The organism is Pantoea sp. MT58 (assembly GCF_014495885.1).
Classification (GTDB): domain Bacteria; phylum Pseudomonadota; class Gammaproteobacteria; order Enterobacterales; family Enterobacteriaceae; genus Pantoea; species Pantoea eucalypti.
Genome location: NZ_CP061083.1, coordinates 912,774 through 931,408 on the forward strand (window position 1 = coordinate 912,774; position 18,635 = coordinate 931,408).

Consider the following 18,635-nt stretch of genomic DNA (forward strand, 5'->3'; position numbering starts at 1 on the left):
ATTCGGGGCTACGGTTAACATTATGCTGAACAAAAATAAATTATTATCACAGCGGGGGGGTAATGTGATCCCGGACGTATCTAAAGCGCTATCCTGGCTGGAAGCGCATCCCAATGCCCTTAAAGGGATTGGTCGTGGCATCGAGCGTGAAACGCTGCGTGTACAGGAAAATGGCGATCTGGCAAAAAGCGGCCACCCGGAATCTCTGGGCTCGGCGCTGAAACATGACTGGATCACCACTGATTTTGCCGAAACGTTACTGGAATTCATCACGCCAGTGGATCACAGCATTGATCATATGCTGGCGTTCCTGCGCGATATCCACCGTCACGTTGCCCGTGAACTCGGTGATGAACGCATGTGGCCATTCAGTATGCCGTGCGTCATTGACGATGCTGACAATATTGAGCTGGCGCAATATGGCACATCCAATATCGGTAAGATGAAGACCCTTTACCGCGAAGGTCTGAAAAACCGCTACGGCGCGTTAATGCAGACGATCTCTGGCATTCACTATAACTTCTCGCTGCCACTTTCTTTCTGGCAGGAGTGGGCTGACGTGAAAGATCAGGAAAGCGGAAAAGAGACTATCTCCGCAGGTTATCTGCGGTTGATTCGTAACTACTATCGCTTCGGCTGGGTGATACCTTATCTGTTTGGCGCATCACCGGCTATCAGCTCCAGTTTCCTGCAGGGTCGTGAGAGCGCGCTGCCATTTGAAACCAATGACAAAGATACGATGTGGCTGCCGTATGCCACCTCGCTGCGTCTGAGCGATTTAGGCTACACCAATAAATCGCAGAGCGCTCTGGGCATCACGTTTAACTCGCTGGAAGGCTATGTCACTGCGCTGAAAAAAGCGATCAAGACGCCGTCAGATGAGTATGCAGCGATGGGCGCCAAAGATGCTGACGGTAACTGGCTGCAGCTCAACACTAACGTGCTGCAGATTGAGAACGAGCTCTATGCGCCCATCCGGCCTAAGCGTGTTACACGCTCGGGTGAAGCGCCTTCTGATGCGCTGCTGCGCGGTGGCATCGAATACATTGAAGTACGTTCACTGGATATCAATCCGTTCTCTGCCATCGGCGTCGATGAGAATCAGGTTCGCTTCCTCGATCTGTTCCTGATCTGGTGTACCCTGGCGGATGCACCGGAAATGAGTGCAGATGAGTTGCAATGCACCCGCAAAAACTGGAATCGGGTGGTGCTCGAAGGGCGTAAACCGGATCAGAAAATTGCGGTGGGTTGTGGAGAAGCGGAACATTCGCTGGTTGAAGTGGGCAAAACCCTGTTTGCCGACCTGCGCCGGGTTGCTGAAGTCTTAGACAGTCACAATCAGGACAGCACGGAATATCAGCAGGTTTGTGATCAACTGGTAGCATCCTTTGATGATCCTGAGCTAACCTACTCGGCGCGCATCCTTCAGGCAATGAAGGATAATGGTGTAACCGGCACCGGCGTGGCACTGGCTGAACAGTATCGCCATATGCTCTGTGAAGAACCGCTGGAAGTGCTGACAGAAGAAGATTTCACGCGTCAGGCGCAGGAATCTGTTGCTGCACAGCAGCAGCTGGAAGCAAATGATAAGCTGGATTTTGAAGCGTATCTGGCGAGCCGGGAAGGGTAGAAAAGAAAAAGGCCACATCAATGTGGCCAAATTAACATCTCTGTTGTCAGGGATGATGATGATAACAAATGCGCGTCTTTCATATATTCAGACGTTGGGCGAACAGAAAAGTTTCATCGTTTTAAAAAAAATTCTCAGAACAGGAGGTGACGTATGCCACTACTGGACAGTTTTACCGTTGATCACACCATCATGGGCGCACCGGCAGTCCGCGTTGCGAAAACCATGAAGACTCCGCATGGCGATACGATTACCGTTTTTGACCTGCGTTTTTGCCGTCCGAACATTGATATCCTCACTGAGCGTGGCATTCATACGCTGGAGCATCTCTTTGCCGGCTTCATGCGTGATCACCTGAATGGTGACGGTGTGGAAATCGTCGATATCTCGCCAATGGGCTGCCGTACCGGCTTCTACATGAGCCTGATTGGTACGCCAGACGAGCAGCGCGTTGCGAAAGCGTGGAAAGGGGCGATGGAAGATGTTCTGAAAGTGAAAGATCAGAACCAGATCCCTGAGCTGAATGAATATCAGTGTGGCAGCTACAAGCTGCACTCACTGGATGAAGCGCAGCAGATTGCCCGCAATGTGCTGGCGCATGAGATCGGCGTAAACCGTAATGACGATCTGAAACTGCCTGCTGAAAAGCTGAAAGAACTGCACATCTAGTCAGGGCTTCTCTGCTAAAAAAAACGCCGCATCATCTCGATTGCGGCGTTTTTTTATGGCTTCAGGAACCGACCGATTTTTTCAGCGGCGTCTTCGGCGTGATGCGCACCTGTTTAATCATATTATCCTGCACGTCCAGAATATCGACGTTGTAGTTACCAATCTGAACACGTGTGGCAATAGAAGGGATCTCCTCCAGCGCTTCCAGCAACATGCCGTTGATGGTACGCGCTTCCTGCTCTGGCAGATCCCAGTTAAAGGCCTTATTGATTTCGCGCACGCTGGCACTGCCTTCAATCAGCACGGAGCCATCATTCTGCGGCATCACTTCTTCCGCCAGCGACGGTGACATGGAGGTAGTGAAGTCACCGACAATCTCTTCCAGAATGTCCTCTATCGTCACCAGCCCTTTGATGTCGCCATATTCATCCACCACCACGCCCGCTTTCTCTTTGTTGCGCTGGAACTTCACCAGTTGGGTGTTCAGCGGCGTTCCTTCGGGAATGTAGTAGATTTCATCGGCAGCGCGCAGCAGCGTCTCTTTAGTGAACTCTTTTTTCTCCGTCATCATGCGCCAGGCTTCACGCACACGAAGCATGCCGACGCAGTCATCCAGTGAATCTCTGAACAGCACAATGCGCCCATGAGGTGAATGGCTTAGCTGGCGCACGACTGACTTCCAGTCATCGTTGATGTTGATACCAACAATCTCATTACGCGGCACCATAATGTCGTCAACGCTGACTTTCTCCAGGTCGAGCACGGAGAGCAGCATGTCCTGGTTACGGCGTGACATCAGGCTACGCGACTCATAGACAATGGTGCGTAACTCCTCTTTGCTCAGCGCTGAGTTAACAGAGCCGTCAGAGCGAATACCTGCCAGGCGCATCAGCAGCCGGGTAATGGTGTTCAGCAGCCAGACCAGCGGTAGCATGATGTATTGCAGCGGAGTAAGTAAAAAGCTGCTCGGATAGGCCACTTTTTCCGGATAAAGGGCCGCCACGGTTTTGGGTAACACTTCAGCGAAGACCAGCACCACGAAGGTCAGCACGCCGGTTGCAATGGCGACACCCGCATCACCATACAGACGCATTCCGACAATAGTGCCTAACGCGGAAGCAAGGATGTTGACCAGGTTATTACCAATCAGCACAAGACTGATCAGACGATCCGGGCGGCGCAGCAGTTTTTCGACACGTCGAGCTGCGCGATCACCATTTTTAGCCTGATGGCGCAGTTTATAGCGATTCAGTGTCATCATGCCGGTTTCAGAACCTGAGAAATATGCTGAAACCAGTACCATGATGCAGAGAATAATAATCAGCGTGGTAGTTGAAACATTCTCCAACGCAAAACTTCCTTTTTAACGAGAACCAGGGACAAGCAGATGCTGCAGGATGCGGCTGCCGAAGTAAGCCATGGTCAACAGCACCGCACCGCTGCAGTTAAACCAGACGACGCGGCGACCACGCCAGCCTTCATGATAGTGCCCCCAGAGCAAAACGATATAAACAAACCACGCGATGATCGAGAGCACGGCTTTATCGACGTTTTCTGCGCTGAAGAGATCCTGCATATAAAACAGACCGGTGCAGAGCACCAGCGTTAACAGCACGACGCCAACCTGGGTGATATGAAACATCTTACGTTCGATGGTCAGCAGCGGCGGCATATCCTGGGTGAACGCCAGTCGCTTGTTTTTTAACTGATAATCGATCCACGCCAGCTGCAGCGCATAAAGCGCGGCGATGATCAGCGTTGCGTAGGCGAACAGCGACAGGCCGATGTGGATCATCATGCCTGGCGTAGTTTCCAGATGCGTGATGAACGCATTGGGGACAAAGGTGGCAAAGGCCAGATTGATCAGCGCGAAGCTATAAACAATCGGCAGCAGTAGCCAGCCACGGTTGCGTGACGCCACAATGGTCATGATGGCGCAAATCAACAGGCTGACCAGTGAACCAATGTTAAGCAGGCTTAAGTTCTGTCCGCTATCAATAGCAAATATGCGTTGCTGCAAGGCCACCGCGTGTGTCACCAGCGCCACACAGGCAGAGAGCATCGCCATTCGCCGCCAGCCGCCGTTACGTTTCAACAGGCTGGGAATGATCAAGGCAAGACTTAAGGAGTAGGCGAATAGCGCCACTATCGCGAAAACGAACATAGATCCTTTCAGGTTCAGTCAGATAAGGAAAAAGGCAGTATAGCGCCAGCCGAAGCAGGCTCCAAACGATCTGAGGGGCAATTGCAGAGATCGCCGAGGCTTCGTGTTATAATCCGCCGCATTCTGCCGATCAGGCGCCTCGCGATCTTTTTTTTAGTGAGAGACCATGTTTGATAATTTAACCGATCGTTTGTCGCAAACCCTGCGAAATATCAGCGGCCGCGGAAGGCTGACTGAAGAGAACATCAAAGAGACCCTGCGTGAAGTGCGCATGGCACTGCTTGAGGCTGACGTTGCGTTGCCGGTGGTGCGTGACTTCATCAACCGTGTGAAAGAGAGCGCGGTCGGTCATGATGTGAATAAAAGTCTGACGCCAGGTCAGGAGTTTATCAAAATCGTACGTAACGAACTCGTTGCGGCGATGGGTGCAGAGAACAACGCACTCGACCTGGCAGCACAGCCACCAGCCGTGGTGCTGATGGCGGGCCTGCAGGGTGCCGGTAAAACCACCAGTGTTGCTAAGCTGGGTAAATTCCTGCGCGAGAAGCACAAGAAGAAAGTTTTAGTGGTTTCTGCCGACGTCTATCGTCCGGCGGCAATTAAACAGCTGGAAACGCTGGCACAGCAGGTTGGCGTGGATTTCTGTCCGTCCGATCTCAGCCAGAAGCCGGTCGATATCGTCAACAATGCGCTGCGTGAAGCTCGTCTGAAGTTCTACGATGTGCTGCTGGTGGATACCGCCGGCCGTCTGCACGTTGACGAAGCAATGATGGACGAAATCAAACAGGTTCATGCGGCGATCAAGCCGGTAGAAACCCTGTTTGTGGTCGATGCCATGACCGGTCAGGATGCCGCAAACACGGCAAAAGCCTTTAATGAAGCGCTGCCGCTGACCGGTGTTATTCTGACCAAGGTTGACGGTGATGCACGCGGTGGTGCGGCGCTGTCAATTCGCCATATCACCGGCAAACCGATCAAATTCATGGGCGTCGGTGAAAAGACCGAAGCGCTTGAGCCATTCTACCCGGAGCGTATTGCTTCGCGTATCCTGGGCATGGGTGACGTACTCTCCCTGATTGAAGACATCGAAAGCAAAGTTGACCGCGATCAGGCGGAGAAACTGGCTAAGAAGCTGAAAACCGGCGACGGTTTTGATCTCAATGACTTCCTTGAGCAGCTAAAGCAGATGCGCAACATGGGCGGCATGGCCAGCCTGATGGGTAAACTGCCGGGTATGGGACAGCTGCCAGATAACGTAAAGTCGCAGATGGATGACAAAGTGCTGGTGCGCATGGAAGCCATCATCAACTCGATGACGCGCAAAGAGCGTGAGAAACCAGAAATCATCAAAGGCTCGCGCAAGCGCCGTATTGCTACCGGTTCCGGTATGCAGGTGCAGGACGTTAACCGCTTATTAAAGCAGTTCGACGACATGCAGCGTATGATGAAGAAAATGAAGAAGGGCGGTATGGCGAAAATGATGCGCGGCATGAAGGGTATGATGCCGCCAGGTTTCCCTGGCCGCTAAAGCGTTCCACAAAAAAGCCCGAAAAGGCACGGTTTGGGTTGCTTTTTTCGCCAAAATGAGTAAAATTTTCGGGCTTTTTATACAGCACCCGGACCCCGTTCCTCGATGGGGGCCGGGTGTTTTATTAACTGAAGAGGATGTTATGGTAACAATTCGTTTGGCACGTCACGGCGCTAAAAAGCGTCCGTTCTATCAGGTCGTCGTCACTGACAGCCGCAATGCACGCAACGGTCGTTTCATCGAGCGCGTTGGTTTCTTCAACCCGATCGCATCTGGTCAGGCTGAAGGTCTGCGTCTTGATCTGGATCGTATCGAGCACTGGGTTGGCCAGGGCGCAACGCTTTCTGACCGCGTTAACGCGCTGGTCAAAGAAGCTAAGAAAGCAGCTTAATCTGTCACGGTGGTGAGCATGAGCAGACAACTTGCCGCACAGCCTCCTGTTAACCCAATTGTGTTGGGTAAGATGGGAGCCGCCTACGGTATTCGCGGCTGGCTCAAAGTGTTTTCCTCCACTGAAGACGCTGAAAGCATCTTCAACTACCAACCCTGGTTCATCCAGCGCGCCGGTAAATGGCAGCAGGTCGAACTGGAAGGTTGGAAGCACCACAATCAGGACCTGATCATCAAAGTCAAAGGCATTGAAGATCGGGATGCGGCGGCTCAGTTAACCAATTGCGAAATTCAGGTTGACTCGACGCAGTTGCCATCGCTGGAAGAGGGCGACTACTACTGGAAAGACCTTATGGGCTGCCAGGTCGTTAACCTTGAAGGCTACGAGATGGGTAAAGTCATCGATATGATGGAAACCGGCTCGAACGACGTTCTCGTCGTTAAGGCAAACCTGAAGGATGCGTTCGGTGCTCAGGAGCGGTTAATTCCGTTTCTTGATGAACAGGTTATCAGGAAAGTCGATCTCTCTACTGGCGTCATTGAGGTAGATTGGGATCCTGGTTTTTGATCTCCGAATCGAACGGTAACGTAACGGCGAATACAATGTGGATTGGTGTTATTAGCCTGTTTCCAGAAATGTTTCGCGCTATTACCGATTACGGGGTAACTGGCCGGGCTGTAAAAAACGGTCTGCTCAGCATTCAGAGCTGGAGTCCTCGTGATTTCACTCACGACCGGCACCGTACCGTGGATGATCGTCCTTACGGCGGCGGACCGGGAATGCTGATGATGGTACAACCCTTACGGGATGCCATCTCCGCAGCGAAAGCAGCGGCAGGTGAAGGGGCCAGGGTGATATATCTTTCACCTCAGGGTCGCAAACTGGACCAACAGGGCGTTTGCGAACTGGCGGCACGGGACAAGTTAATTCTGGTCTGTGGCCGTTATGAAGGGATTGATGAGCGCGTAATCCAGACCGAAATTGATGAAGAATGGTCAATCGGTGATTACGTTCTCAGTGGCGGGGAACTGCCAGCGATGACGATGATTGACGCAGTCGCCCGGTTTATTCCCGGCGTACTCGGCAAGCAGGCGTCAGCCGATGAGGATTCGTTCTCTGAAGGTTTGCTGGATTGTCCGCACTATACCCGACCTGAAGTGTTAGACGGCGTGGAAGTCCCGGCAGTATTACTGTCAGGTAACCATGCTGATATTCGCCGCTGGCGTCTGAAGCAGTCGCTAGGCCGTACCTGGCTGAGAAGACCTGAACTTCTGGAAAACCTGGCTCTGACTGAAGAGCAAGCAAGGTTGTTGAATGAGTTCCAGCGGGAATCTCAGCAGCAACAAAACGATGATGTGGAAGAGTAAGCTCTTCCCCGACTATCAGTTTACCCAGGATATGAGATTTAATTATGAGCAACATTATCAAGCAAATTGAACAAGAGCAGATGAAACAGGACGTACCTTCCTTCCGCCCGGGTGATTCCGTGGAAGTGAAAGTATGGGTCGTTGAAGGTTCTAAAAAACGTCTGCAGGCATTCGAGGGCGTGGTTATCGCTATTCGTAACCGCGGTCTGCACTCTGCATTCACTGTTCGCAAAATTTCTAACGGCGAAGGCGTTGAGCGTGTATTCCAGACTCATTCACCTGTAATTGACAGCATCGCTGTTAAACGTCGTGGCGCTGTGCGTAAAGCCAAACTGTACTACCTGCGTGAGCGTACTGGTAAGTCTGCTCGTATTAAAGAGCGTCTTAACTAAGGTATCGCTAACGCGACATCTAAAAGTTAATAGCAAACAAGGGGTTGGCATCTGCCAGCCCCTTTTTTATGTCAGTGCCATCCTTGCAGCCTGCAGTCAACCGGCGTCCGGCCGGTGAAAATGATAAATCGCCGTATTAACCGGTCCCGCCTCTAATACGATCAGGCCATAGCGACAGCCAATAAACTGACCGCCGCACTTTTCAGCGACTCTCCGACTGGCCAGATTGTCCTCCGCCGCCAGAATTTCAATCAACCGGGTCTCCGGTCGTGAAAACCCCAGAGGGAGTAGCTTTGCCACCGCGCGGCTGGCAATTCCCTGGCGCTGAACGTCACTGCGAACCCAGTAACCTATTGCGCTGGTGTCACCCGGATGGCGGGCAAAGCGTATTCCTGCGCCCCCCAGCAGCTGGTCATGCTGATCAACAATCGCAAACTCTTCCGCTTCCTCCTTCATCCGTTGCCAGTGGGTAAAGCGGATCCAGCTTTCGGCATCATGAGGCTGGTAATCGTGATGCGCCCAGACCATCCACGGGATCAGGCTGTCCAGAGAAGCATTGACCGCAGCGGTAAACGCGGAGACGTCGCTTAGCAGAAAAGGTCGGAGGGAGATGTTCAGTGGGGAGGCGTGCATAATGGACTCAGCCTGAAAATAAACAATATTCTCATTTTGCCTGCAACTGACAGAAACGCAATAAGAGTGTATGTAAACTTTATTTTACATTAAGGAGGCTGTAATTAATCCCGTTATCAAATTTAAATAAATGATATATATGATCTTATTTGTCGTTAGGTTGGTTTATTCAGACCTGTGGTAATAAATGTGTACATGTAATCTTGCGCTATGTATTGTCTGTGATACAGTATTTGCAATCCTCAATGAGGAGCCCTTATCCGCTATATCGAGCCAAAGGATCGCCATCATGCAAAAAGACGCGCTGAACAATGTGCATATCGCCGGTGAACAGGTATTGATCACGCCTGAAGAACTGAAAGCGAAGTTTCCACTGACAACTGAACAGCAGGATCAGGTCGCGGCGTCCCGCCAGACTATCTCTGACATTATTGCCGGCCGCGATCCGCGTCTGCTGGTGGTGTGCGGACCCTGCTCGATTCACGATACCGAAGTGGCACTGGACTATGCTCGTCGTCTGCAAACGCTTTCTGAACAGCTGAAAGATCAGCTCTATATTGTGATGCGCGTCTATTTTGAAAAACCCCGTACTACCGTTGGCTGGAAAGGGCTGATCAATGATCCTTACATGGATAACTCGTTTGATATGGAAGCGGGTCTGCATATTGCGCGCCAGCTGCTGGTGAACCTGGTTGAAATGGGCTTGCCGCTGGCCACAGAAGCGCTGGATCCGAATAGCCCGCAATACCTGGGCGACCTGTTCAGCTGGTCGGCGATTGGCGCACGGACGACAGAATCTCAGACGCACCGTGAGATGGCCTCGGGCCTGTCGATGCCAGTTGGCTTTAAAAATGGCACCGATGGCAGTCTGGGCACAGCAATCAACGCGATGCGTGCTGCTGCAATGCCGCACCGTTTTGTCGGGATTAATCAGGCCGGTCAGGTCTGCCTGCTGCAGACTCAGGGCAATCCGGATGGTCACGTAATTCTTCGTGGTGGCAAAGCGCCGAACTACGGTCCCGAAGATGTCGCGCAGTGTGAAAAAGAGATGCTGAAGGCGGGACTGCGTCCAGCCTTAATGATAGATTGCAGCCATGGCAATTCGAATAAAGACTACAGCCGTCAGCCTGGCGTAGCGGAATCCGCTATTGCGCAGATCAAAGACGGAAACCGTTCAATCATTGGTTTGATGCTGGAAAGCCATATCAATGAAGGTAACCAGTCTTCTGAGCAGCCGCGCAGCGAAATGAAGTATGGCGTTTCCGTAACCGATGCGTGCATCAACTGGGAAGTGACCGAAACGTTGCTGCGTGAGATGCATCAGGATCTGCAGGGAGTGCTGTCGGCGCGTCTGTCACAAGAGGTGTAAGAGCAATGGTGGCTGAACTGACCGCGTTACGCGATCAAATTGACAGTGTTGATAAGGCGCTGCTGGATCTGCTGGCTAAACGGCTGGAGCTGGTGGCTGAGGTGGGGGAGGTGAAGAGCCGTTACGGTCTGCCTATCTATGTCCCTGAGCGTGAAGCGTCAATGCTGGCTTCGCGTCGCAAAGAGGCAGAGGCGCTCGGCGTCCCCCCGGATCTGATTGAAGATGTGCTGCGTCGTGTGATGCGCGAGTCCTATACCAGCGAAAATGACAAAGGCTTTAAAACCCTCTGTCCTGAATTGCGCCCGGTGGTGATTGTCGGCGGCAAAGGCCAGATGGGCCGGTTGTTTGAAAAAATGCTCGGCCTGTCAGGCTACACAGTTAAAACGCTGGATAAAGAAGACTGGCCTCAGGCTGAAACGCTGCTCAGCGATGCCGGTATGGTCATCATCAGTGTGCCGATTCACCTGACCGAGCAGGTTATTGCACAGCTGCCGCCACTGCCGGAAGATTGTATTCTGGTGGACCTGGCTTCTGTGAAAAACCGGCCTCTGCAGGCGATGCTGGCCACTCATAATGGTCCGGTGCTGGGTCTGCACCCGATGTTTGGCCCGGACAGCGGCAGCCTGGCAAAACAGGTGGTGGTCTGGTGTGATGGCCGACAGCCGGAAGCGTATCAGTGGTTCCTGGAGCAGATTCAGGTCTGGGGTGCGCGTCTGCATCGTATCAGCGCTGTAGAGCATGACCAGAACATGGCGTTTATTCAGGCACTGCGTCACTTTGCCACCTTTGCCTACGGTCTGCATTTAGCTGAAGAAAACGTGAATCTTGATCAGCTGCTGGCACTCTCATCGCCTATCTATCGACTGGAGCTGGCAATGGTAGGGCGGTTGTTTGCTCAGGATCCGCAGCTTTACGCGGATATCATCATGTCGTCAGAGAGTAATCTGGCGCTGATCAAACGTTATTACCAGCGCTTTGGTGAAGCGATTGCGCTGCTGGAGCAGGGCGATAAACAGGCATTCATTGCCAGCTTTAACCGGGTCGAGCAGTGGTTTGGCGATCACGCGAAACGCTTCCTGGTGGAAAGCCGGAGTCTGTTACGCTCGGCCAATGACAGTCGGCCATAAACGAAAAAGGCATCCCTGCGGATGCCTTTTTGCTATTCAACGGTTTCATCGCCGGGTTCAGCGGGTATCACATTCTCGCTGGGATAGCAGCCCAGCACCTTCAGAGAGCGGGTCATGGTCTGTAACTCCTGCAGAGCCTGCTGCATCCGCTCTGATTGCAGGTTACCCTGCACATCAATGTAAAACATCTCTTCCCACGGATTGCCATTAATCGGGCGTGACTCCAGCTTGCTCATAATCAGGTTGTGCTGACGCAGCACCAATAGTGCATCAACCAGCGCACCCGCCTGCTGGCCGGTTGCCATAATCAGTGTCGTTTTCGCTGGCACCTGATCTGAAACCTCGATGGCTTTTCGGGCGAGCACGATAAAGCGGGTATGGTTCTGCTGCTGGTTTGCCAGATTACGTTCCAGCACCTGCAACTGATAGAGCTCACCACCGGCTTCACTGCCTAATGCTGCCACCTTAGGTGAGTTGAGCGCAGCCACTCTCTCCATCGCTGCCGCAGTACTCTCGGTATATTCAATTTTCCAGTGCGGGAAACGGTTAATAAACTGGCTGCACTGCTGGAAGGGCTGAGGATGGCTGTACACCGTCTCAATCTGCTGCAGATCGGTGGGGCCATTCACCAGCACGCAGTGGTCGATAGGTAAGGTCAGTTCGCCCACGATAGAGAGGCTGGTCTGTTGCAGCAGATCGTAGACATCATTGATCGAGCCCGAACTGGTGTTCTCAATCGGCATCACGGCGTAATCAGCCAGGCCATTTTCGACCTGCTTGATGATGTCGTGAAATTTCAGGCAGCCACACTCCACCATGCTGTCGAAATGACGTGACGCGTAGTTGCGTGCGGCAAGGTGCGAGTAAGAGCCTTTCGGGCCGAGGAATGCGATACGGGCGGCATGCGCATGAGGATGGTTGAGATTTTTCTGCAGCAGTGCTTGCTGAGTCAGCACTGAATCTTCAATAACCAGCTGGAACAGCCGGGTGATGTAGTGCGCATCCAGTTTATGCGCTTTACCCAGTACAATCAGATTCTCCAGCAGCGCACGTTCGCGTTCCACATCCCGAATCGGGCGATGCGTGGCAAGTTTTGCATGTGCGACTTCCACTGCCAGCAGACGACGCTCGGCCAGCAGCGTCAGAAGTTTTTTATCCACTGCGCTGATCTTATCGCGTAACGCCAGCAAGGGATTGTCGGGATTCATAGGGCTCACCTGTATGCTATCCAATAAAAAAGCCTCCCGGTTGGGAGGCTTCGTTGTTCGTCTTCGCTTTCATTTTCACACGACGAATAGCCTCCCGTTCAGGGGAAGGTAAAAAAGAAAGCGAAGAAAAACAGAGTGGGTTTCATCGTAATGTCCGAAATGTGAGTGACCTGAGAGTAACCGTACTGCTTAAAAGCTGTCAATAAAAAACGCGCCCGGAGGCGCGTTAAGGAAATCAGGACTCTTCGTCGGCGGGGATAATGTCTTTTACGCTGGCACTGGCGCGGCGGGCTTCAGACTTATGCTGAACTTTATTCAGCTGACGTTCGAGTTTCGCAATCAAATCGTTGATGGCGGTATACATATCGTCGTGCTTGGCGCTGGCCACCAGAGTCCCGTTCGGTGTGTTAATAGTGGCATCAGCCACGAATTCTTTGGGCTCTTTGGACAGGACAATATGCGGATTAATCAGGTCGGTTTGCCATTTTTCGAGCTTGGCGAGACGGTCTTCAACATGGCTTCGGATTGCCGGGGTGATGTCCATTTGTTTACTGGTAATGTTCAGAATCATTATTCTTACCTCTCTGTCATTTCCGTCTTGGTCTTCTCAGCATAGCGCGAAAAAACGTTAAATGTGAGATTTTGATCACAAAAAAATGTCACTTTTTGTCAGTTACAACATTCTGTGAGAAAGGCAGAGAAACTCGCTGAAATGGCTTGAAGCGAAACGATTAACACGGCATGCTGGATGAGTTAGCTCGCTGGAATCAGATCCAAATCTGACTGTTCTTCGGGCAAAAAAAAGCAGCCATCGCAGGCTGCTTTTTTTGTGGCTGAAATCGGTCGGGCAATCAGCTTTTGTTGACTGCAATGATTTTCGCCACTTTGTCAGCTTCAGCGTTCAGCTGCAGATTACGGTAAGCATTTTCCATCAGCGGCAGGGCATCGTGTGTCGCCTGCGTATCCGGATAATCGCGCATCATACCTTCTACACGGTTAACAACCGCGACATAAGCCTCACGCTTAGTATAGAATTGCGCCACTGACAGCTCATATTTAGCCAGACGGTCTTTCAGATAGACCAGGCGTTTCTGAGCATCAGCCGCATACTGGCTGTTCGGGTAATTACGCAGCAGCTGGGAGAAGTCGCGGAAAGCATCACGAGCGTGCGTCGGATCGCGGTCAGAACGATCAATACCAAAGAAGCCCTGCAGCGCGGAGTCATCCAGCGCCATGTCCGTCAGACTTTTCATATAGATGACATAGTCAATGTTCGGATGCGTGGGGTTCAGACGCATAAAGCGAGCAATGGCAGCCTGCGCCAGGGGCAGATCGGCATTTTTATAGTACGCGTAGATTAAATCCAGCTGCACCTGCTGCGAATAAGGACCGAACGGATAACGATTATCCAGCGCTTCCAGTTGCTTAATCGCGGCTTTAAAGTTACCGTCCTGCAGCTTTTGCTGCGCTGTAGCATAGATTTCAGAAGGCGGGTTGTCCGGTACCGCGTCATTTGAGCCGGAACAACCAACAAGTGCCAGGCTCAGTGTGGCAGCAGCCACCAGATGTTTCATACGCGTCATGACGAAGTGATTATCCTCAAATGTTATGGCGGAAGCTGTCCGTATAGCTCCCGGTAATGACCAGGTACGATAGCACATTATATTAAACGGCATCGCCGTGAAAACCCAACGTTAACGAAGAAGCTGTATATGGCACAACAAGTTCAACTCACCGCAACGGTATCCGAATCACAACTCGGACAACGTTTAGATCAGACTTTGGCGGAATTGTTCCCTGATTATTCACGTTCCCGCATAAAAGAGTGGATCCTTGATCGTCGCGTTACTGTAAACGGCGTTATGGTCGATACCCCCAAAGAAAAAGTGCTGGGCGGCGAGCTGGTCGCGATTGACGCTGAGATCGAAGAGGCACAGCGCTGGGAACCTCAGGATCTGCCACTCGACATCGTTTATGAAGATGAAGACATTATTGTCATCAACAAACCACGTGACTTTGTGGTTCACCCTGGCGCCGGTAATCCGGATGGCACGGTGTTAAACGCCTTACTTCATCACTACCCTGCGATTATGGATGTGCCACGCGCCGGCATCGTACACCGCCTGGATAAAGACACCACCGGTTTAATGGTGGTCGCGAAAACCGTTCCGGCTCAGACGCATCTGGTGGACTCGCTGCAGCGTCGCGAAATCACCCGTGAATATGAAGCGGTCGCGATTGGCAATATGACGGCGGGCGGCACGGTTGAGCAGCCTATCAGCCGTCACTCCACCAAACGTACCCATATGGCGGTTCATCCAATGGGCAAACCGGCGGTGACGCATTATCGCATCATGGAGCATTTCCGGGCTCATACCCGTCTGCGTCTGCGTCTGGAGACGGGTCGTACTCACCAGATCCGTGTGCATATGTCTCACATCAGCCATCCGCTGGTGGGCGATCCACTTTACGGTGGCCGCCCGCGTCCGCCAAAAGGGGCATCAGAGGCATTTATTACTACGCTGCGCGGTTTCGATCGTCAGGCACTGCACGCCACGATGTTGCGCCTCTATCATCCAATCAGTGGTATTGAGATGGAATTCCATGCTGCGCTTCCACAGGACATGGTTGATTTAATCGCGGCGTTAAAAGCAGACACTGAAGAATTTAAAGACCAGATGAATTGGTGATGAGTCTGATTACGCCGCAATGGCCCGCCTCGTCACGCGTTCGGGCCTGCTCGACGCAGCGACAGGGTGGCGTAAGCACGTCGCCCTGGGATGCGCTGAATCTCGGCGGGCACGTGGGAGATAATCCGGATGCGGTGGCGCTTAACCGTCAGTTGCTGGTGGATAAGGCGGATTTGCCCGCTATGCCGCAGTGGCTGGAGCAGGTTCATGGCACGGAGGTCGTGCGTCTGACTGCAGGCGGAAACATGCCATTACGTGCTGATGCCTGCATTACCGATCAGCCCGGGGTCGTCTGCGCCATCATGACCGCTGACTGTCTGCCGGTGCTGTTCTGTTCGCAGGATGGGACGGAAGTGGCGGCAGCACATGCAGGCTGGCGCGGGCTCTGTGCCGGTGTACTGGAAAATACGCTGGCGCAGTTTCGTTCTCCGCCTGAGCAGATTCATGTCTGGCTGGGGCCGGCCATCGGACCGGATGCGTTTGAGGTTGGCGCAGAAGTGCGTGAGGCTTTTATGGCGCAGGATCCCCGCGCTGTGCAGGCTTTCCGTCCTTCAGGCGACCGTTTTTACGCTGATATCTGGCTGCTGGCGCGTATGCGACTGCAGGCAGCGGGCGTGAATTCAATCAGCGCTGACAGCCGTTGTACCTTTACGCAGCGCGATGATTTCTTCTCCTTCCGTCGCGATGGTATCACCGGGCGTATGGCAACTTTAATCTGGCTGTTATAACCTTACGCCATAAGACGGTCCAGTTAGCGTGTTTTTTACTCAAATCTCAGGTCATTAACCTTGAAATTTTTGAGGGATGACCTCATTTAATCTCCAGTAGCATTTTGACCTGTAATGGGAGGAATTATGCGTCTGGATCGTCTTACTAACAAATTTCAGCTGGCTCTCGCCGACGCGCAGTCCCTGGCTCTGGGACACGACAACCAATTCATTGAACCTCTGCACCTGATGAGCGCATTGCTTAAACAGGAAGGCGGATCGGTTTCACCTTTACTGACTTCGGCGGGTGTCGACGTTACGCCTTTTCGCGCTCAGGTTGAGCAGGCCATCGATCGCCTGCCACAAGTTGAAGGCAGCGAAGGGGACGTTCAACCTTCATCTGACCTCGTCCGGGTATTAAACCTGTGCGATAAGCTGGCGCAGAAGCGCAACGATAACTTTATTTCATCAGAATTATTTGTTCTGGCCGCTCTGGAATCTCGTGGCTCACTGGCCGATCTGCTCAAAGCAGCGGGCGCAACACGCGAAAAAATCACCGGTGCGATTGAACAGATGCGGGGAGGAGACAACGTGAACGATCAGGGTGCTGAAGATCAGCGCCAGGCATTAAAGAAATACACCATCGATCTGACCGAGCGTGCCGAGAAGGGCAAACTCGATCCGGTCATCGGCCGTGACGAAGAGATTCGCCGCACTATTCAGGTTCTGCAGCGCCGTACCAAAAATAACCCGGTGCTGATTGGTGAACCTGGTGTGGGTAAAACTGCGATTGTTGAAGGGCTGGCGCAGCGCATCATTAACGGTGAAGTGCCTGAGGGCCTGAAAGGTCGTCGGGTGCTGGCGCTGGATATGGGTGCACTGGTCGCCGGGGCGAAATATCGCGGTGAGTTCGAAGAGCGTCTGAAAGGGGTGCTGAGCGATCTGTCGAAACAGGAAGGCAACGTCATTCTGTTTATCGACGAACTGCACACTATGGTCGGTGCGGGTAAAGCGGACGGTGCGATGGACGCGGGCAATATGCTTAAGCCTGCGCTGGCGCGTGGTGAACTGCACTGCGTGGGTGCCACCACACTGGATGAGTATCGTCAGTATATCGAGAAAGATGCCGCGCTGGAGCGTCGTTTCCAGAAAGTCTTCGTGGCTGAGCCAGGTGTGGAAGACACCATCGCGATTCTGCGTGGCCTGAAAGAGCGTTACGAACTGCATCATCATGTGCAGATCACTGACCCGGCCATTGTCGCGGCAGCAACGCTGTCTCATCGTTACATTGCTGACCGCCAGCTGCCGGATAAAGCCATTGACCTGATTGATGAGGCGGCATCCAGTATTCGTATGCAGATGGACTCCAAGCCGGAGTCACTCGATCGCCTGGAGCGCCGTATCATTCAGTTGAAGCTGGAGCAGCAGGCGCTGAAGAAAGAGGCGGACGATGCCAGCATCAAGCGTCTTGAAATGCTGGAAACCGAGCTGAATCAGAAAGAGCGTGAATACGCTGAGCTGGAAGATGAGTGGAAGACAGAGAAAGCCTCGCTGTCCGGCACGCAGAACATCAAAGCTGAACTGGAGCAGGCGCGTCTGAATTTAGAGCAGGCCCGTCGCCAGGGCGATCTCGCTCAGATGTCAGAGCTGCAGTACGGTAAAATTCCGGCACTGGAAAAACAGTTAGCCGCAGCGACTCAGGCTGAAGGTAAAACCATGAAGTTACTGCGCAACCGCGTAACAGATGTGGAGATTGCCGATGTACTGGCGCGCTGGACCGGTATTCCGGTGGCACGCATGATGGAAGGTGAGCGTGATAAGTTGCTGCGCATGGAGCAGGATCTGCATGGCCGGGTCATTGGACAGGATGAAGCGGTAGAAGCGGTATCGAATGCCATACGCCGTAGTCGTGCAGGTCTCTCTGATCCTAACCGGCCTATCGGCTCTTTCCTGTTCCTGGGTCCAACCGGGGTAGGTAAAACCGAACTGTGTAAGTCGCTGGCTAATTTCCTGTTCGACAGTGACGATGCGATGGTGCGTATCGACATGTCCGAGTTTATGGAAAAACATTCGGTCTCACGGCTGGTGGGTGCACCTCCGGGCTACGTCGGCTATGAAGAGGGCGGTTATCTGACCGAAGCGGTGCGCCGTCGTCCTTATTCCGTCATCCTGCTGGATGAAGTTGAAAAGGCGCATCCTGATGTCTTCAACATTCTGCTGCAGGTGCTGGATGATGGGCGTCTGACGGATGGACAGGGCCGTACGGTCGATTTCCGTAACAGCGTGGTGATCATGACCTCTAACCTGGGATCAGATTTAATCCAGGAGCGGTTCGGTAATCTCAGCTATCCGGAAATGAAAGATATTGTGATGGGTGTGGTCGGACAGCATTTCCGTCCTGAATTCGTCAACCGTATTGATGAGGTAGTGGTGTTCCATCCGCTGGCGGAGAAACACATTGCCTCCATTGCGCAGATTCAGCTGCAGCGGTTGTACAAACGTCTGGATGAACGTGGCTATCAGCTGCACATCTCCGATGATGCGATCAAACTGCTGGCGGAAAATGGGTATGACCCGGTCTATGGTGCGCGTCCGCTGAAACGTGCGATACAGCAGCAGATCGAGAACCCGCTGGCTCAGCAGATCCTTGCAGGTTCGCTGGTGCCGGGTAAAACCATCGAAATGGATGTCGTTAACGACGTCATAACGGCACATCAGTAATAGTGCGAATCGAAAAACGGGCCTCTGGCCCGTTTTTTT

The 18,635-nt window shown here is 52.7% G+C and carries 19 protein-coding genes and 1 other annotated feature; of the genes, 12 read left to right on the forward strand and 7 right to left on the reverse strand.

Annotated features, from left to right (window positions below):
• Window positions 1–22: 22 nt before the first annotated feature.
• Together gshA and luxS are read left to right on the forward strand one after the other, a co-directional pair.
• Window positions 23–1,630, forward strand: coding sequence for a glutamate--cysteine ligase (gshA, locus tag IAI47_RS04350; protein WP_008927088.1), 1,608 nt, complete (start codon window positions 23–25; stop codon window positions 1,628–1,630).
• 153 nt (window positions 1,631–1,783) lie between these two features.
• Complete coding sequence (gene luxS, locus IAI47_RS04355; RefSeq protein ID WP_003849049.1) at window positions 1,784–2,299, forward strand: S-ribosylhomocysteine lyase; 516 nt, start codon at window positions 1,784–1,786, stop codon at window positions 2,297–2,299.
• Between the two features lie 61 nt (window positions 2,300–2,360).
• On the opposite strand, the gene IAI47_RS04360 is transcribed toward luxS, so the two are convergent.
• Both IAI47_RS04360 and IAI47_RS04365 read right to left on the reverse strand, forming a co-directional pair.
• Window positions 2,361–3,647 carry an HlyC/CorC family transporter gene (locus IAI47_RS04360; RefSeq protein ID WP_003849047.1) on the reverse strand — a complete coding sequence of 429 codons (1,287 nt, stop codon included), beginning with the start codon at window positions 3,645–3,647 and terminating at the stop codon, window positions 2,361–2,363.
• Between the two features lie 15 nt (window positions 3,648–3,662).
• Window positions 3,663–4,463 carry an inner membrane protein YpjD gene (locus IAI47_RS04365; protein ID WP_003849045.1) on the reverse strand — a complete coding sequence of 267 codons (801 nt, stop codon included), beginning with the start codon at window positions 4,461–4,463 and terminating at the stop codon, window positions 3,663–3,665.
• Window positions 4,464–4,629: 166 nt separating this feature from the next.
• Here IAI47_RS04365 and ffh point away from each other — a divergent pair, with 166 nt between their 5' ends.
• The 5 genes from ffh to rplS all read left to right on the forward strand — a co-directional run bounded on the left by ffh (window position 4,630) and on the right by rplS (window position 8,141).
• Entirely contained in the window at window positions 4,630–5,991 is a 1,362-nt protein-coding gene (gene ffh, locus IAI47_RS04370; RefSeq protein ID WP_003849043.1) for a signal recognition particle protein, read from the forward strand.
• 142 nt (window positions 5,992–6,133) lie between these two features.
• Window positions 6,134–6,382, forward strand: a complete 249-nt coding sequence (gene rpsP / locus IAI47_RS04375; protein WP_003849041.1) for a 30S ribosomal protein S16 — start codon at window positions 6,134–6,136, stop codon at window positions 6,380–6,382.
• Between the two features lie 18 nt (window positions 6,383–6,400).
• Entirely contained in the window at window positions 6,401–6,949 is a 549-nt protein-coding gene (gene rimM, locus IAI47_RS04380; protein ID WP_003849039.1) for a ribosome maturation factor RimM, read from the forward strand.
• A 35-nt stretch (window positions 6,950–6,984) separates the two neighbouring features.
• On the forward strand, window positions 6,985–7,749 hold the full coding sequence (trmD, locus tag IAI47_RS04385; RefSeq protein WP_003849037.1) for a tRNA (guanosine(37)-N1)-methyltransferase TrmD: 765 nt from the start codon (window positions 6,985–6,987) through the stop codon (window positions 7,747–7,749).
• Between the two features lie 44 nt (window positions 7,750–7,793).
• On the forward strand, window positions 7,794–8,141 hold the full coding sequence (gene rplS / locus IAI47_RS04390) for a 50S ribosomal protein L19 (protein WP_003849035.1): 348 nt from the start codon (window positions 7,794–7,796) through the stop codon (window positions 8,139–8,141).
• 96 nt (window positions 8,142–8,237) lie between these two features.
• Here the strand turns inward: rplS and IAI47_RS04395 are convergent, their stop codons facing one another.
• Window positions 8,238–8,774, reverse strand: coding sequence for a GNAT family N-acetyltransferase (locus IAI47_RS04395; RefSeq protein ID WP_008927086.1), 537 nt, complete (start codon window positions 8,772–8,774; stop codon window positions 8,238–8,240).
• 289 nt (window positions 8,775–9,063) lie between these two features.
• On the opposite strand from IAI47_RS04395, the gene IAI47_RS04400 reads away from it, so the two are divergent.
• Together IAI47_RS04400 and tyrA are read left to right on the forward strand one after the other, a co-directional pair.
• Window positions 9,064–10,143 (forward strand): 3-deoxy-7-phosphoheptulonate synthase, encoded by a 1,080-nt coding sequence (locus IAI47_RS04400; protein ID WP_003849031.1) that lies wholly within the window; start codon window positions 9,064–9,066, stop codon window positions 10,141–10,143.
• Between the two features lie 5 nt (window positions 10,144–10,148).
• Complete coding sequence (gene tyrA, locus IAI47_RS04405; protein WP_008927085.1) at window positions 10,149–11,270, forward strand: bifunctional chorismate mutase/prephenate dehydrogenase; 1,122 nt, start codon at window positions 10,149–10,151, stop codon at window positions 11,268–11,270.
• Between the two features lie 32 nt (window positions 11,271–11,302).
• Here the strand turns inward: tyrA and pheA are convergent, their stop codons facing one another.
• The 4 genes from pheA to bamD all read right to left on the reverse strand — a co-directional run bounded on the left by pheA (window position 11,303) and on the right by bamD (window position 14,061).
• Window positions 11,303–12,478 (reverse strand): bifunctional chorismate mutase/prephenate dehydratase, encoded by a 1,176-nt coding sequence (gene pheA, locus IAI47_RS04410; RefSeq protein ID WP_008927084.1) that lies wholly within the window; start codon window positions 12,476–12,478, stop codon window positions 11,303–11,305.
• 22 nt (window positions 12,479–12,500) lie between these two features.
• Window positions 12,501–12,625, reverse strand: a sequence feature (Phe leader region).
• Window positions 12,577–12,624 (reverse strand): pheA operon leader peptide PheL, encoded by a 48-nt coding sequence (gene pheL, locus IAI47_RS21910; RefSeq protein WP_197066373.1) that lies wholly within the window; start codon window positions 12,622–12,624, stop codon window positions 12,577–12,579. Its footprint overlaps the feature before it by 48 nt.
• Window positions 12,626–12,713: 88 nt before the next feature.
• Entirely contained in the window at window positions 12,714–13,049 is a 336-nt protein-coding gene (gene raiA, locus IAI47_RS04415; protein WP_003849030.1) for a ribosome-associated translation inhibitor RaiA, read from the reverse strand.
• Window positions 13,050–13,329: 280 nt separating this feature from the next.
• Window positions 13,330–14,061 carry an outer membrane protein assembly factor BamD gene (bamD, locus tag IAI47_RS04420; protein WP_187961173.1) on the reverse strand — a complete coding sequence of 244 codons (732 nt, stop codon included), beginning with the start codon at window positions 14,059–14,061 and terminating at the stop codon, window positions 13,330–13,332.
• Between the two features lie 129 nt (window positions 14,062–14,190).
• On the opposite strand from bamD, the gene rluD reads away from it, so the two are divergent.
• The 3 genes from rluD to clpB all read left to right on the forward strand — a co-directional run bounded on the left by rluD (window position 14,191) and on the right by clpB (window position 18,596).
• Window positions 14,191–15,168, forward strand: coding sequence for a 23S rRNA pseudouridine(1911/1915/1917) synthase RluD (gene rluD / locus IAI47_RS04425; protein WP_003849028.1), 978 nt, complete (start codon window positions 14,191–14,193; stop codon window positions 15,166–15,168).
• Window positions 15,168–15,896 carry a purine nucleoside phosphorylase YfiH gene (gene yfiH, locus IAI47_RS04430; protein WP_008927083.1) on the forward strand — a complete coding sequence of 243 codons (729 nt, stop codon included), beginning with the start codon at window positions 15,168–15,170 and terminating at the stop codon, window positions 15,894–15,896. Before rluD ends, yfiH begins: the two co-directional genes overlap by 1 nt.
• Window positions 15,897–16,010: 114 nt before the next feature.
• Window positions 16,011–18,596, forward strand: coding sequence for an ATP-dependent chaperone ClpB (clpB, locus tag IAI47_RS04435; protein ID WP_182630296.1), 2,586 nt, complete (start codon window positions 16,011–16,013; stop codon window positions 18,594–18,596).
• Window positions 18,597–18,635: the final 39 nt, after the last annotated feature.

Coding starts and splice junctions, on each gene's coding strand:
- gshA (WP_008927088.1), top strand. CDS start 23: ATGCTGAACAAAAATAAATTATTATCACAGCGGGGGGGTAATGTGATC.
- luxS (WP_003849049.1), top strand. CDS start 1,784: ATGCCACTACTGGACAGTTTTACCGTTGATCACACCATCATGGGCGCA.
- IAI47_RS04365 (WP_003849045.1), bottom strand. CDS start 4,463: ATGTTCGTTTTCGCGATAGTGGCGCTATTCGCCTACTCCTTAAGTCTT.
- ffh (WP_003849043.1), top strand. CDS start 4,630: ATGTTTGATAATTTAACCGATCGTTTGTCGCAAACCCTGCGAAATATC.
- rpsP (WP_003849041.1), top strand. CDS start 6,134: ATGGTAACAATTCGTTTGGCACGTCACGGCGCTAAAAAGCGTCCGTTC.
- rimM (WP_003849039.1), top strand. CDS start 6,401: ATGAGCAGACAACTTGCCGCACAGCCTCCTGTTAACCCAATTGTGTTG.
- trmD (WP_003849037.1), top strand. CDS start 6,985: ATGTGGATTGGTGTTATTAGCCTGTTTCCAGAAATGTTTCGCGCTATT.
- rplS (WP_003849035.1), top strand. CDS start 7,794: ATGAGCAACATTATCAAGCAAATTGAACAAGAGCAGATGAAACAGGAC.
- IAI47_RS04395 (WP_008927086.1), bottom strand. CDS start 8,774: ATGCACGCCTCCCCACTGAACATCTCCCTCCGACCTTTTCTGCTAAGC.
- IAI47_RS04400 (WP_003849031.1), top strand. CDS start 9,064: ATGCAAAAAGACGCGCTGAACAATGTGCATATCGCCGGTGAACAGGTA.
- tyrA (WP_008927085.1), top strand. CDS start 10,149: ATGGTGGCTGAACTGACCGCGTTACGCGATCAAATTGACAGTGTTGAT.
- pheA (WP_008927084.1), bottom strand. CDS start 12,478: ATGAATCCCGACAATCCCTTGCTGGCGTTACGCGATAAGATCAGCGCA.
- raiA (WP_003849030.1), bottom strand. CDS start 13,049: ATGATTCTGAACATTACCAGTAAACAAATGGACATCACCCCGGCAATC.
- bamD (WP_187961173.1), bottom strand. CDS start 14,061: ATGACGCGTATGAAACATCTGGTGGCTGCTGCCACACTGAGCCTGGCA.
- rluD (WP_003849028.1), top strand. CDS start 14,191: ATGGCACAACAAGTTCAACTCACCGCAACGGTATCCGAATCACAACTC.
- yfiH (WP_008927083.1), top strand. CDS start 15,168: ATGAGTCTGATTACGCCGCAATGGCCCGCCTCGTCACGCGTTCGGGCC.
- clpB (WP_182630296.1), top strand. CDS start 16,011: ATGGGAGGAATTATGCGTCTGGATCGTCTTACTAACAAATTTCAGCTG.